Annotated in this window: 9 protein-coding genes; 5 read left to right on the top strand and 4 right to left on the bottom strand. The window is 66.3% G+C overall.

What is annotated here, in order from left to right:
* The first annotated feature begins 10 nt into the window (after positions 1–10).
* Together E3O48_RS04775 and E3O48_RS04770 are read left to right on the top strand one after the other, a co-directional pair.
* Positions 11–598 (top strand): hypothetical protein, encoded by a 588-nt coding sequence (locus E3O48_RS04775; RefSeq protein ID WP_134537483.1) that lies wholly within the window; start codon positions 11–13, stop codon positions 596–598.
* A gap of 77 nt (positions 599–675) precedes the next feature.
* Positions 676–978 carry a DUF427 domain-containing protein gene (locus E3O48_RS04770; protein ID WP_134537482.1) on the top strand — a complete coding sequence of 101 codons (303 nt, stop codon included), beginning with the start codon at positions 676–678 and terminating at the stop codon, positions 976–978.
* A gap of 129 nt (positions 979–1,107) precedes the next feature.
* Here the strand turns inward: E3O48_RS04770 and E3O48_RS04765 are convergent, their stop codons facing one another.
* The 3 genes from E3O48_RS04765 to E3O48_RS17950 form a co-directional block, all read right to left on the bottom strand.
* Entirely contained in the window at positions 1,108–1,611 is a 504-nt protein-coding gene (locus E3O48_RS04765) for a SprT-like domain-containing protein (RefSeq protein ID WP_134537481.1), read from the bottom strand.
* Positions 1,611–2,762, bottom strand: a complete 1,152-nt coding sequence (locus E3O48_RS04760; RefSeq protein ID WP_241982398.1) for a sorbosone dehydrogenase family protein — start codon at positions 2,760–2,762, stop codon at positions 1,611–1,613. Before E3O48_RS04760 ends, E3O48_RS04765 begins: the two co-directional genes overlap by 1 nt.
* Before the next feature lie 335 nt (positions 2,763–3,097).
* A complete protein-coding gene (locus E3O48_RS17950; protein WP_241982397.1) occupies positions 3,098–3,325 on the bottom strand; it encodes a hypothetical protein in 228 nt (75 codons plus the stop codon).
* Between the two features lie 3 nt (positions 3,326–3,328).
* On the opposite strand from E3O48_RS17950, the gene E3O48_RS17945 reads away from it, so the two are divergent.
* Complete coding sequence (locus E3O48_RS17945; RefSeq protein ID WP_241982396.1) at positions 3,329–3,691, top strand: hypothetical protein; 363 nt, start codon at positions 3,329–3,331, stop codon at positions 3,689–3,691.
* 343 nt (positions 3,692–4,034) lie between these two features.
* Here E3O48_RS17945 and E3O48_RS04750 read toward each other — a convergent pair whose 3' ends face one another.
* Positions 4,035–4,904 carry a spermidine synthase gene (locus E3O48_RS04750; RefSeq protein WP_134537479.1) on the bottom strand — a complete coding sequence of 290 codons (870 nt, stop codon included), beginning with the start codon at positions 4,902–4,904 and terminating at the stop codon, positions 4,035–4,037.
* A 316-nt stretch (positions 4,905–5,220) separates the two neighbouring features.
* On the opposite strand from E3O48_RS04750, the gene rpoB reads away from it, so the two are divergent.
* Positions 5,221–8,715: a DNA-directed RNA polymerase subunit beta gene (gene rpoB, locus E3O48_RS04745; protein ID WP_134537478.1), complete on the top strand. Its 3,495-nt coding sequence runs from the start codon at positions 5,221–5,223 to the stop codon at positions 8,713–8,715.
* 45 nt (positions 8,716–8,760) lie between these two features.
* A complete protein-coding gene (locus E3O48_RS04740; protein WP_134537477.1) occupies positions 8,761–12,657 on the top strand; it encodes a DNA-directed RNA polymerase subunit beta' in 3,897 nt (1,298 codons plus the stop codon).
* The last annotated feature ends 10 nt before the right edge of the window (positions 12,658–12,667 follow it).

The raw sequence follows: 12,667 nt of genomic DNA, 5'->3' as shown, positions 1-12,667 counted from the left end.
TTCTGATGAGGTGATTGCCGCCGAGCCCCAGCAGAAATACCAGGTCCGTTTCGATGTCGGCCTCGTCGGCTTCCAGGCCCTCGCCGGGCAGGCGGACGTCGTGATCCTGGCCGACGCGCTGCCGCCCACCGGCTACGCGCAGGGCATCCCCACCCCGCTGGCCGCGCACCAGGTCATCCGGGCCGATCTCGGCACGGCCGAGCGCGTCGCCGAATGGGTGCTCGATCGGCAGGCGGAGAAGGGCGACCGGTTCGCCGTCGCGGTGATCGCGGTGGGCGAGCGGCGCAACGACGGCACTGCCCGGTTCGCGGTCGAGGACTTCCTCGTCGCCGGCGCGGTCATCGACGCCCTCGCGGGCCTCGGGATCGACCACGTCTCGCCGGAGGCGGCGGCGGCCGCCGCAAGCTTCACCGGGCTCCGGCAGGCGCTGCGGCACCTGGTCACCGCCTCGGAGACGGCCCTCGCCCTCGTCGCCGACGGGCGGCAGGCCGAGGTGGCGGCCGCGGTCGGCGCGCCGGACCGGGCGACGGTCGAGTCGGACGCCGGCCGTGAATCGGCTGGGATCCCGCTGTTGCGGGAATTCACCTTCCCAGCCTGACGTTTTCCCCAGCACGGCCGGAGCACGGCCTCGGCCGACTGCCGAGACGCCCGGCACCGACCCAAGGAGAAGCTTCTATGAAGGCAGTACTCAACGGCACCGTCCTCGCCGAAGCACCGCAGGACGACCTGGTCAGGATCGAAGGCAACTGGTACTTCCCGCCGGCGTCGGTGAACGCCGACCTGCTGGTGGAGAGCCCGACCCAGTACACCTGCTCCTGGAAGGGCGAATGCCAGTACTTCAGCGTGAAGAACGACGACGCCCTGCTGCAGGACCGCGCGTTCAGCTATCCCACGCCGTACCCGGCCTCATTCGAGCGGGTCGGCCAGGACTACAGCAACTACGTCGCCTTCTGGAAAGAGGTCACGGTCACCGAGTGACCGTCGCCGACTGACCGTCGCCGACTGACCGGTGACGGTTGCCGGTGACAGCCACGGGGTGATAGTCCCGGGGTGTTCGTCACCGGGTGTGCTTACAGGGTGTCCCTGGGCGTTCGTCCCGGGCGTTCGTCACCTCGTGCCGGTGCCCGTGGCTGCCGCCGCGCGGCGCCGTGCCGCCGCCGTGATCTCCCTCCGGTTCCATTTGATCAGGTGCGCGCGGTTGAACCCGCGCCCGCACAGCCCGCAGGCGAACGCCCTGGTGGGTTGCCGGTAGCGGTAGTGGATGTGACCGGCCGGGCACTCTCCCACCCACGGGGCGAGTTCGTCGGCGATCTCGCCGTCGTGCGTGCGTTTGCCGTCGTAGCCGAGTCCGCTGGCGACGGCCTTCCACTTCGGCCCGTGCCCGGCGCGCGGGCCGGCCAGGGCGTGCGCGACCTCGTGCAGCAGAATCTGGTGCACCTCGTCGTCGTCGTAGCGGGCGGCCAGGTACCGCGACACGGTGATCCGCCGCACCGTGTAATTGCACAGTCCCGCGCGCTTCTTCGCGTTGTCGAAGGCGAAGGTCCAGGTCAGGTCGAGGTGCAGCGCGATGAGGGCGTCGGCCCAGCGCCGCACCCGGTCGAGGTCGGCCATCAGGGTGCCACCCGCACCTGGTACAGCCGGTCGTCGCCGGGAGACGGGTCTCCGCGGCCATCCGTGTTATTGCTCACAAACCACAGTGTGCCATCCGGGCCCGACACCACGTCGCGCAGTCGGCCGAAGCTGTTGACAAACCACGCACTGGTCTCCCCGGTGGAGGGATCGATTCGCCAGATCCGTTCGCCGCGCAGCGCTGCCAGGAAAAGGGTGTCGTTCACGATGGCCAGCCCGCTCGGGCTCGCCTCGCTCGTGCGCCACTGCTCTGCCGGGTCGCGGTAGTCGGGGTTCCCGGCCGCACCCTCCACGACCGGCCAGCCGTAGTTCCCGCCGGGCACGATGAGGTTGAGCTCGTCCCAGGTGTTCTGGCCGAACTCGCTCGCCCAGAGCCGGCCGCGGGAGTCCCAGGCGATGCCCTGCGGATTGCGGTGCCCGAAGGAATAGACGAGCGTGCCGAACGGGTTGCCGGCCGGCACCTGGCCCGTCGGCGTCATCCGCAGGATCTTCCCGCCGAGCGAGCCGAGATCCTGGGCGTTGGCGGTGTTGCCCGCGTCGCCGGCCGTGGCGTAGAGCAGGCCGTCGGGTCCGAAGCCGAGCCGGCCGCCATCGTGGTTGCCGGCCTTGGGGATGCCCGAGAGCACCGGCTCGGCCGAGCCGAGGCCGAGGCCGCCCGGAGTGCCGGACAGCGGCATCCGCACGATCTCGTTGTCGTCGGCGGCCGTGAAGTAGGCGTACACCCAGCCGGTTCCGTCCGGGGCAGCGGCGTCGGCGAGGAACGCGAGGCCGAGCAGGCCGCCCTCGCCGCCGGGGCGCACTCCCGGAACCTCGGCGGCATCCCGCAGGCTGCCGTCGGGGAGGAGCTCCCGCACCAGCGCGGTGTCGCGTTCGCTGATCAGGGTGCCGGCGGGCAGGCGCAGAATGGACCAGGGGGCATCCAGCCCCGACGCGATGACCACGGGGTCACCCACCGGATGCACCGGCAACAGAACCGCGTTCGGCGGCACGCTCTGGGAGGGCGTCGGCCGGGCCTGGGCCGGCGTCTCGGTTGCCACGGACGGCCGCGGCGCGCTGGCCGAGCATCCCGCCAGCGCCGCCGCCAGCAGCAGCGCCGCCAGCAGCGCGAGGTTCCGGCGGCCGGTGGGTCGCAAGGTTCGGTCCCGTCCCCGATCGCCGGTCATCTCCTGCCTCGCCGCCTCACTCGTCCCGCTCCAATGTCTCGCACCAACGTCTCGCACCAACATTTCGCACCAGCCGGGGCTCCGCACCAAGGTCTCACCCGCCGTGAATCCAGCATGCCCCCGATGCCCCACGTGCGTAACTCCTGCAGATTCGGTGCCCGCAGCCGGACTTCCGCGTGAAACCGGGGGTGGGCATCCCGACCACAGCCGATCTGCAGGAGTTATGCCCGGAGACGGGACGGGAAAGGACGGGACGGGAGAGGACGGGACGGGAGAGAACGGGACGGGAGAGCGGATGCCGCGGGCTAGCGGGCCTCGCGCTGCTCGGCGATGAACGACTCCACCACGGCCACGGCGATCAGCGAGCTTTCGAGGTGCTCCGAGGAGGCGCCCGCCTTCTCGCGCAGGAACACGGCGGCCGTGAAGTCGGCCAGGGCGCCATCGAGGTCGCCCTGTTCGAAGTAGACCTTGCCCCGGTTCTCCCGGGCGAACGCGGCGACGCCGGCCCACTCGTGGGTCTCCGACTCCAGCACGCAGTGCGTGAGTTCGGCCGCGGCCTCGTCGAGTTTGCCCTGGAACTGCTGCACCTGGGCGCGACGGATGCGACTGGCTGCGAGCTCTTCCCGCGACCCGGTGAACCGGGCCTGGCGGAGCGCCGTATTGGCGATGTCCCAGGCCTCGTCGAGGCGGCCGGTCAGCCGCAGCAGGGCGACCTTCTCGTTGAGGGCAGACAGGCTGCGCAGTTCGCCGAGTTCGTCGAGACGGAGGCCGGCAGCGCGGAGATCGACTTTTTCACGCAGGGTGACGGCGTCGTAGCCAATGATGATGGGCAGGGTGTGTTCCTGAAACGAGGGCGGCCAGGGCGTGCCGCGGGTGAAAACGGGTCGTCTCCAGAGTAACCCGGGCGCGGCGGCCGCCGCCCCCAGTGCGGGGGCGTTTCGCGCCGGGCTTCCCGTCGGGCTTCCCGCCGGGCCTCACGCCGGGCTTCGCGCCGAGCCCGCACCGCGCCCCGAAGTATGTGGCTAACTCAGGAGATTCCGGATGCCGCCGTGCCCCGCCCGCGCTATCCCGGGTGTTGGCCGGGGCCCGGCTCCGGATCTCCTGAGTGAGCCACGCGGAGGCGAGATGTACTGCTCGGGGAACAGCGAGGCGCCGCCCACGCAGCCGGGTCGTCGGCGCGGTTATCAACAGGGAAGCTGAGTTATCCACAGGGAATGTGGAATCGGAAGAGCCCCCGCCGACTCAGTTGCCGATCTGGAAGACCGTGCGGCCGGGCAGCGGCGACGGGGTGGCCGTCGCATCCGTCGTCACGAGCGCGCTCGCCATGAACTGGCGCAGCTCCGCCCCCTCGACCACCTTCGACGGGTGCGGGCCGCCGGCGAGCAGCCGCGACACCCAGCTCAGGTCGATCGGAGTGTGGGCGGCCACGAACACGATGTTGCCGAACCGGCGCCCCTTGAGCACCTGGGTCTCGGCGAGCCCGAGCACATGGTCGAACACGGCCGACAGCGTCGCGGCCTGGCCGCGGGCGAAGGCGAGGCCCGGCCCGTCAGCGACGTTGACCACCACGACGCCCCTCGAGCTCAGCAGCGGCGCGGCCAGCTCGTAGAACTCGCGGCTGGTCACGTGCGCGGGGGTGCGCGCCCCGGAGAAGATGTCCACGACGACCAGGTCGACCGAGCCGTGCAGCCCGGCGGGCAGCTTGCCGAGCACCTCGCGGGCGTCGCCGTGCCGCACCCGCAGCTGCGCGCGCTTGTCCCAGGGCAGTTCGGCGCGCACGAAGTCGATCAGGTCGCTCTCCAGCTCCACCACCTGCTGCCGGGAGCCGGGCCTGGTCGCCTCGACGTAGCGGGGGAGCGTCAGTGCGCCGGCGCCGAGGTGCACCGCGGTGATCGGCTCGCCGACTTCGCCGATCAGGTCGATCACGTGCCCGATCCGCTGCACGTACTCGAAGAACAACTCGTCGGGGTGGTCGACGTTGACGTGCGACTGGGGCGTGCCGTCCACGATCAGGTTGAAACTGCCCGGGGTGAACCGGTCGGGTTCGATCACGGCCAGGTGCCCGCTGAGTTTCAACGTGACCGACGGATGCTGCGCTTCAACCCTGCTCATCCCCCCAGTCTGCGCCCTCCGCCGGCCGCGCCTCCGCCCATCCGGCCGACGCGAAGGTGGGTTATACCTGAGAATTCCGGGAAGGTCAAGATTGAGGTGGACACGGCGTGGGAAAGCGCCTATGCTTGATCTTTGCGCTCCCAGACAAATCTCTGCCTTCATATTGCGGTCGGCTTTGCGTGCTCAAGCCACCTTGAGGCATACCTCGTTTCAGTTATATCAGCGGGTTCAGATATACGGAGGGTCTGTGGAGTTCGTACTCGGTATTCATTACTAACAGTGACTAGACCTGACGGGGTCCACGGAGGTTATTTCCTTGGCTGCTGCGCGCAACGCAACCACCAACTCACCCAAGAACGGACGCGCCGCTGGGCGTCTTTCGTTCGCAAAGATCAGCGACAATCTGACTGTTCCGGATCTGCTTGCTTTGCAGACCGAGAGCTTCGATTGGCTCGTAGGCAACGACAAATGGAAGACCCGTGTCGCGGAAGGCCAGGCGGCCGGCCGTCAGGACATGGCGACCCGCACCGGCCTCGACGAGATCTTCGAAGAGATCTCCCCCATCGAGGACCTGGGCGAAACGATGCAGCTGTCGTTCACCAACCCGGAGCTCGAGCCGGAGAAGTACACGATCGACGAGTGCAAGGAAAAGGGTAAGACCTACTCCGCACCGCTGTACGTGAACGCTGAGTTCATGAACCACCTCACGGGTGAGATCAAGACCCAGACCGTGTTCATGGGCGACTTCCCGCTGATGACCCCCAAGGGCACCTTCGTGATCAACGGCACCGAGCGTGTCGTCGTCTCGCAGCTCGTGCGTTCGCCGGGTGTCTACTTCGACCGCCAGCAGGAGAAGACGTCGGACAAGGACATCTACTCCGCTCGCGTCATCCCGAGCCGTGGTGCCTGGCTCGAATTCGAGATCGACAAGCGCGACCAGGTCGGCGTCCGCATCGACCGCAAGCGCAAGCAGTCCGTGACCGTCTTCCTCAAGGCGCTCGGACTGACCAGCGAAGAGATCCTCGAGGAATTCAAGGGCTTCGCGTCGATCGAGCTCACTTTGGAAAAGGACAACATCCTCACCAAGGAAGAAGCCCTCAAGGACATCTACCGCAAGCTCCGTCCGGGCGAGCAGGTGGCCGCCGAGGCCGCGCGTGCGCTCCTGGACAACTTCTTCTTCAACTCCAAGCGCTACGACCTGGCCAAGGTCGGCCGTTACAAGATCAACCGCAAGCTCGGCCTCGAAGCCCCGCTCAGCGATTCCGTGCTCACCCTGCAGGACATCCTGGCCACGATCAAGTACCTGGTTGCGCTTCGCGACAACCAGACCACGATCGCCGGGATCCGCGACGGCAAGCCCACCGACATCCGCATCGACATCGACGACATCGACCACTTCGGCAACCGTCGTATCCGCGCCGTCGGCGAGCTCATCCAGAACCAGGTGCGCACCGGCCTGTCCCGCATGGAGCGCGTCGTCCGCGAGCGGATGACCACGCAGGACATCGAAGCGATCACCCCGCAGACCCTGATCAACGTGCGCCCCGTCGTCGCCGCGATCAAGGAGTTCTTCGGCACGTCGCAGCTCAGCCAGTTCATGGACCAGAACAACCCGCTCGCAGGCCTCACGCACAAGCGTCGGCTCTCCGCGCTGGGCCCGGGTGGTCTGTCCCGTGACCGTGCCGGCGTCGAGGTGCGAGACGTTCACCCCTCGCACTACGGCCGCATGTGCCCGATTGAAACCCCGGAAGGCCCGAACATCGGCCTGATCGGTTCGCTCGCCTCGTTCGCGCGGATCAACGCCTTCGGTTTCATCGAGACCCCGTACCGTCGCGTCGTCGACGGCAAGGTCCTCAACGACCAGATCGACTACCTCACCGCAAGCGAGGAAGACGAGTACATCGTCGCCCAGGCCAACGCGCCGCTCACCAAGGACTCGCACTTCGCCGAGGCCCGCGTGCTCGCCCGCAAGAAGGGTGGAGAGGTTGACCTTTTCCCCGCAGAAGACATCGGCTACATGGATGTCTCGCCCCGCCAGATGGTGTCCGTCGCCACCTCGCTGATCCCGTTCCTCGAGCACGACGATGCGAACCGCGCCCTCATGGGTGCAAACATGCAGCGTCAGGCCGTCCCGCTCCTGATGAGCGAGAGCCCGCTCGTCGGAACCGGCATGGAGGTCTTCGCGGCCATTGACGCCGGTGACGTGCTCACCGCCGACAAGGCCGGCGTCGTCATGGAGGTGTCGGCTGACGTCGTCACCATCCAGCTCGACGAGGGTGGAACGCAGGACTACTACCTGCGCAAGTTCGCGCGCTCCAACCAGGGCACGAGCTACAACCACCGGGTGATCGTCCAGGCCGGCGAGCGGATCGAGGTCGGCGAAGTCATCGCCGACGGCCCCGCCACCGAAAACGGAGAGCTCGCTCTCGGCAAGAACCTGCTCGTCGCGTTCATGCCGTGGGAGGGTTACAACTTCGAGGACGCGATCATCCTGAGCCAGAACCTGGTCAAGGACGACACCCTCTCCTCGATTCACATCGAGGAATACGAGGTCGACGCCCGCGACACCAAGCTCGGCAAGGAAGAGATCACCCGCGACCTGCCGAACGTCTCCCCGGATCTGCTCGCAGACCTGGACGAGCGCGGCATCATCCGGATCGGCGCCGAGGTTCGCCCCGGCGACATCCTCGTCGGCAAGGTCACGCCGAAGGGCGAGACCGAGCTTTCCGCCGAGGAACGCCTGCTCCGCGCGATCTTCAACGAGAAGAGCCGCGAAGTTCGCGACACGAGCCTCAAGGTTCCCCACGGTGAGCGCGGCACGATCATCGGCGTCAAGGTCTTCGACTCGCAGGATGGCGACGACGAGCTCGGCTCGGGCGTCAACCAGCGCGTGGCCGTCTTCATCGCCCAGAAGCGCAAGATCACCGAGGGTGACAAGCTCGCCGGCCGTCACGGCAACAAGGGTGTCATTTCCCGCATCCTGCCGATCGAGGACATGCCGTTCCTCGCCGACGGAACCCCGGTCGACATCATCCTCAACCCGCTGGGCATCCCCGGTCGAATGAACTTCGGCCAGGTGCTCGAGACCCACCTGGGTTGGATCGCCAAGCAGGGCTGGCAGGTGGAAGGCAAGCCCAAGTGGGCCGGCCGTCTGCCCGAGCAGGCTCACAGCGCAGCACCGAACACCAAGGTCGCGACCCCGGTGTTCGACGGCGCGCTCGAGGTCGAGATCGAGGGTCTTCTCGACTCCACGACCCCGACCCGCGACGGCGACCGCCTGATCGGCAGTTCAGGTAAGACCCAGCTGTTCGACGGCCGCTCCGGCGAGCCGTTCCCGAACCCGGTCTCCGTGGGCTACATGTACATCCTGAAGCTGCACCACCTTGTCGACGACAAGATCCACGCCCGTTCCACCGGCCCCTACTCCATGATCACGCAGCAGCCGCTGGGTGGTAAGGCGCAATTCGGTGGACAGCGTTTCGGTGAGATGGAGGTGTGGGCGCTCGAAGCATACGGCGCCGCCTACGCACTGCAGGAACTCCTGACCATCAAGTCGGACGACATCCTCGGCCGCGTGAAGGTGTACGAGGCGATCGTCAAGGGCGAGAACATCCAGGAGCCCGGCATTCCGGAGAGCTTCAAGGTTCTGATCAAGGAAATGCAGTCGTTGTGCCTGAACGTCGAGGTTCTCTCGTCCGACGGAACAGCAGTCAGCCTGCGCGACACGGATGACGAGGTCTTCCGCGCAGCGGAGGAACTGGGCATCAACATTTCCACCAGGTTTGAGTCGTCGTCCATCGACGACATCTAAGCCCGGCCACTGACGAAAACTTCGAAAACTTTCCAAGGAGAGAAATTGCTCGACGTAACAACATTTGACGAGCTTCGCATTGGCCTGGCCACCGCCGACGACATCCGTCGCTGGTCGCACGGTGAGGTCAAGAAGCCCGAAACCATCAACTACCGCACGCTCAAGCCGGAAAAGGACGGCCTGTTCGGAGAGCAGATCTTCGGACCGTCCCGCGACTGGGAGTGCTCCTGTGGTAAGTACAAGCGAGTGCGCTTCAAAGGCATCGTCTGTGAGCGCTGTGGCGTAGAGGTCACGAAGTCGTCGGTGCGCCGTGAGCGCATGGGCCACATCGAACTCGCCGCCCCGGTCACCCACATCTGGTACTTCAAGGGTGTCCCCTCCCGTCTCGGTTACCTGCTGGATATGGCTCCGAAGGACCTCGAAAAGGTCATCTACTTCGCGGCGTACATGGTCATCACGGTCGACGAAGACGGCCGTCACCAGGACATGCCCGGCCTCGAGAATGAGCTGCGCCTCGAAATCAAGACCATCGAGGGCCAGCGCGATTCCCGGATCGCCGACCGCCTGCAGCGCCTCGAAACCGACCTCGCAGCACTGGAGGCCGAAGGCGCCAAGAGCGACCAGAAGAAGCGCACCAAGGACGCCGCCGAAAAGGAGATGAGCCAGGTCCGCAAGTCCCTCGACGAGCAGATCGCTCACCTCGAGCGTGTGTGGGAGGACTTCCGCACCCTCAAGGTCGGCGACCTCAAGCCTGAGGACTCGGTCTTCCACGAGCTGCAGGACCGCTTCGGCATGTACTTCGAGGCCTACATGGGCGCCGAAGCCATCAAGAAGCGCCTGCTGGCCTTCGACCTGGTCACCGAGAGCGAAAACCTGCACCTGCAGATCGCCGAGGGCAAGGGCCAGAAGAAGATCCGTGCGATCAAGCGTCTCCGCGTGGTCAACGCGTTCATCATGACCGGCAACTCGCCGGCCGCCATGGTGCTCGACGTCGTCCCGGTCATCCCGCCCGAACTGCGCCCGATGGTGCAGCTCGACGGCGGCCGTTTCGCAACGAGCGACCTCAACGACCTCTACCGTCGTGTGATCAACCGCAACAACCGCCTGCGTCGTCTGCTTGACCTCGGTGCCCCCGAGATCATTGTGAACAACGAGAAGCGGATGCTGCAGGAGGCCGTTGACGCGCTCTTCGACAACGGTCGTCGTGGCCGCCCGGTCACGGGCACCGGAAACCGCGCCCTCAAGTCCCTGAGCGACATGCTCAAGGGCAAGCAGGGTCGGTTCCGTCAGAACCTGCTCGGCAAGCGCGTCGACTACTCCGGCCGTTCGGTCATCGTCGTCGGCCCGCAGCTCAAGCTGCACCAGTGTGGTCTGCCCAAGCAGATGGCACTCGAGCTGTTCAAGCCGTTCGTGATCAAGCGCCTGATCGACCTGAGCCACGCTCAGAACATCAAGGCCGCCAAGCGCATGGTCGAGCGCAGCCGTCCGCAGGTCTGGGACGTGCTCGAGGAGATCATCCGCGAGCGTCCGGTGCTGCTCAACCGTGCGCCGACCCTTCACCGCCTCGGCATCCAGGCGTTCGAACCGCAGCTCGTCGAGGGTAAGGCCATCCAGCTGCACCCGCTCGTCTGTGCCGCGTTCAACGCCGACTTCGACGGTGACCAGATGGCTGTGCACCTGCCGCTGTCGATGGAGGCCCAGGCCGAAGCGCGCATCCTCATGCTCGCCTCGAACAACATCCTGAAGCCGTCCGACGGTCGCCCGGTGACCCTGCCCACCCAGGACATGATCATCGGTCTGCACCACCTGACCACGCTCAAGGAAGGCGTCGTCGGCGAGGGCCGCGCGTTCTCCTCGGTCGCGGAAGCGATCCTCGCTTTCGACCAGAAGTCGCTCGACTTGAACGCCAAGGTGCGCATCCGCCTGACCGACAAGTACTTCGAAGAGGGCACCCAGCCTGAAGGCGTCGAACTGGTCAACGGTCAGGCCGTCGGCACCGTGCTGGTGACCACGTCCCTCGGGCGCGCCATCTTCAACGAGGCAATGCCGGTCGACTACGCGTACTTCGAGAAGGTCGCCGACAAGGGCACCCTCTCGGCGATCGTCAACGACCTCGCCGAGCGGTACCCCAAGGTGGAAGTGGCCGCAACGCTCGACCGCGTGAAGGATGCCGGTTTCTACTGGGCAACCCGCTCCGGTGTGACCGTGGCGCTCAGCGACATCCTGACCCCGCCGAACAAGCCGCAGATCGTTGCCGGCTACGAGAAGCAGGCCGCCAAGGTGCAGTCGCAGTTCGAGAAGGGTCTCACGACCGACCTCGAGCGTCGCCAGGAGCTCATCCAGATCTGGACGAAGGCAACGGAAGACGTTGCCAAGGCCATGCAGGAGAACTTCCCCAAGGACAACACCATCAACCGCATGGTCACGTCCGGTGCTCGTGGTAACTGGCTGCAGGTGCGAAACATCGCCGGCATGCGAGGCCTGGTGAACAACCCGAAGGGTGAGATCATCCCTCGCCCGATCATCTCGAGCTACCGCGAAGGCCTGTCCGTCGCCGAGTACTTCATTGCTACTCACGGTGCTCGCAAGGGTCTGGCCGACACCGCTCTCCGTACCGCCGACTCGGGTTACCTCACCCGTCGTCTCGTGGACGTCTCGCAGGATGTCATCATCCGCGAAGACGACTGCGGAACGACCAAGGGCCTCGAGCTGCCGATCGCTGAGATCAACCCGCTCGGAGAACTCGTTCGCCACCCCAACGTGGAGAACGCGGTCTACGCCCGCAGCCTGGCCGCACCCGCGGTCAACGCCAAGGGCGAGGTTGTCGCGGAGGCCGGTGACGACGTGGGCGATGTGCTCATCGAGAAGCTGGTCGAGGCCGGCGTCGAGACCATCAAGGTTCGCTCGGTGCTCACCTGTGAGTCCGCCGTCGGTGTGTGCGCGGTCTGCTACGGCCGTTCGCTTGCGACCGGCCTGCTAGTGGACATCGGAGAGGCCGTCGGCATCATCGCCGCGCAGTCGATCGGTGAGCCCGGCACGCAGCTGACCATGCGTACCTTCCACACCGGTGGTTCGGCATCCGCCGACGACATCACCCAGGGTCTGCCGCGCGTCCAGGAGCTCTTCGAGGCTCGTACCCCGAAGGGTGCGTCGCCCATCGTCGACACCGCGGGCCGCATCACGATCGAGGACACCGACCGCAGCCGGAAGGTCATCCTGACCCCCGACAACGGCGACGAGCCGATCGCCTACCCGGTGCTCAAGCGCTCCACCCTCCTTGTCGAGGATGGTCAGCACGTCGAGCTCGGCACGCAGATCATCATCGGCGCCGTCGACCCGAAGGAAGTTCTTCGCGTCAAGGGTGTTCGCGCTGTGCAGAAGCACATCGTCGGTGGCGTGCAGGATGTCTACCGTTCGCAGGGTGTGCCGATTCACGACAAGCACATCGAGGTCATCGTTCGCCAGATGCTTCGCAAGGTCACCGTCGTCGAGCACGGCGACACCGGCCTGCTCCCCGGCGAGCTGGTCGACCGGCTCAAGTACAACGAGCTGAACCGCACCGCGCTCACCGAGGGCAAGAAGACGGCTTCGGCTCGTCAGGAAGTCATGGGCATCACCAAGGCTTCGCTGGCCACCGAGTCGTGGCTGTCGGCCGCTTCCTTCCAGGAGACCACCCGGGTTCTCACCCAGGCGGCCATGGAAGGCAAGAGCGACCCGCTGATGGGCCTCAAGGAGAACGTGATCATCGGAAAGCTGATCCCGGCCGGCACCGGTCTTCCCCGCTACCGCGACGTCACCGTCGAGGCAACGGATGAAGCCAAGGCTGAGCGTTACCCGAACCGCATCTTCACCGATGATGCGACCTTCAACGAGGGTGACCTGAGCTTCGTCGACTTCGACAGCTTCTCGTCGGATGACTTCACGCCCGGCACCTACAACTAGCATTCGCTAG

The organism is Cryobacterium sp. HLT2-28 (genome assembly GCF_004402495.1).
Lineage (GTDB): Bacteria > Actinomycetota > Actinomycetes > Actinomycetales > Microbacteriaceae > Cryobacterium > Cryobacterium mannosilyticum.
The sequence above is the reverse complement of the archived record's forward strand: the minus strand, read 5'-3'. Positions and strand labels throughout refer to the sequence as shown.

Bases quoted from the DNA above. Each gene is read 5' to 3' on its own strand.
- E3O48_RS04770 (WP_134537482.1), top strand. From the start codon at position 676: ATGAAGGCAGTACTCAACGGCACCGTCCTCGCCGAAGCACCGCAGGAC.
- E3O48_RS04765 (WP_134537481.1), bottom strand. From the start codon at position 1,611: ATGGCCGACCTCGACCGGGTGCGGCGCTGGGCCGACGCCCTCATCGCG.
- E3O48_RS04750 (WP_134537479.1), bottom strand. From the start codon at position 4,904: ATGAGCAGGGTTGAAGCGCAGCATCCGTCGGTCACGTTGAAACTCAGC.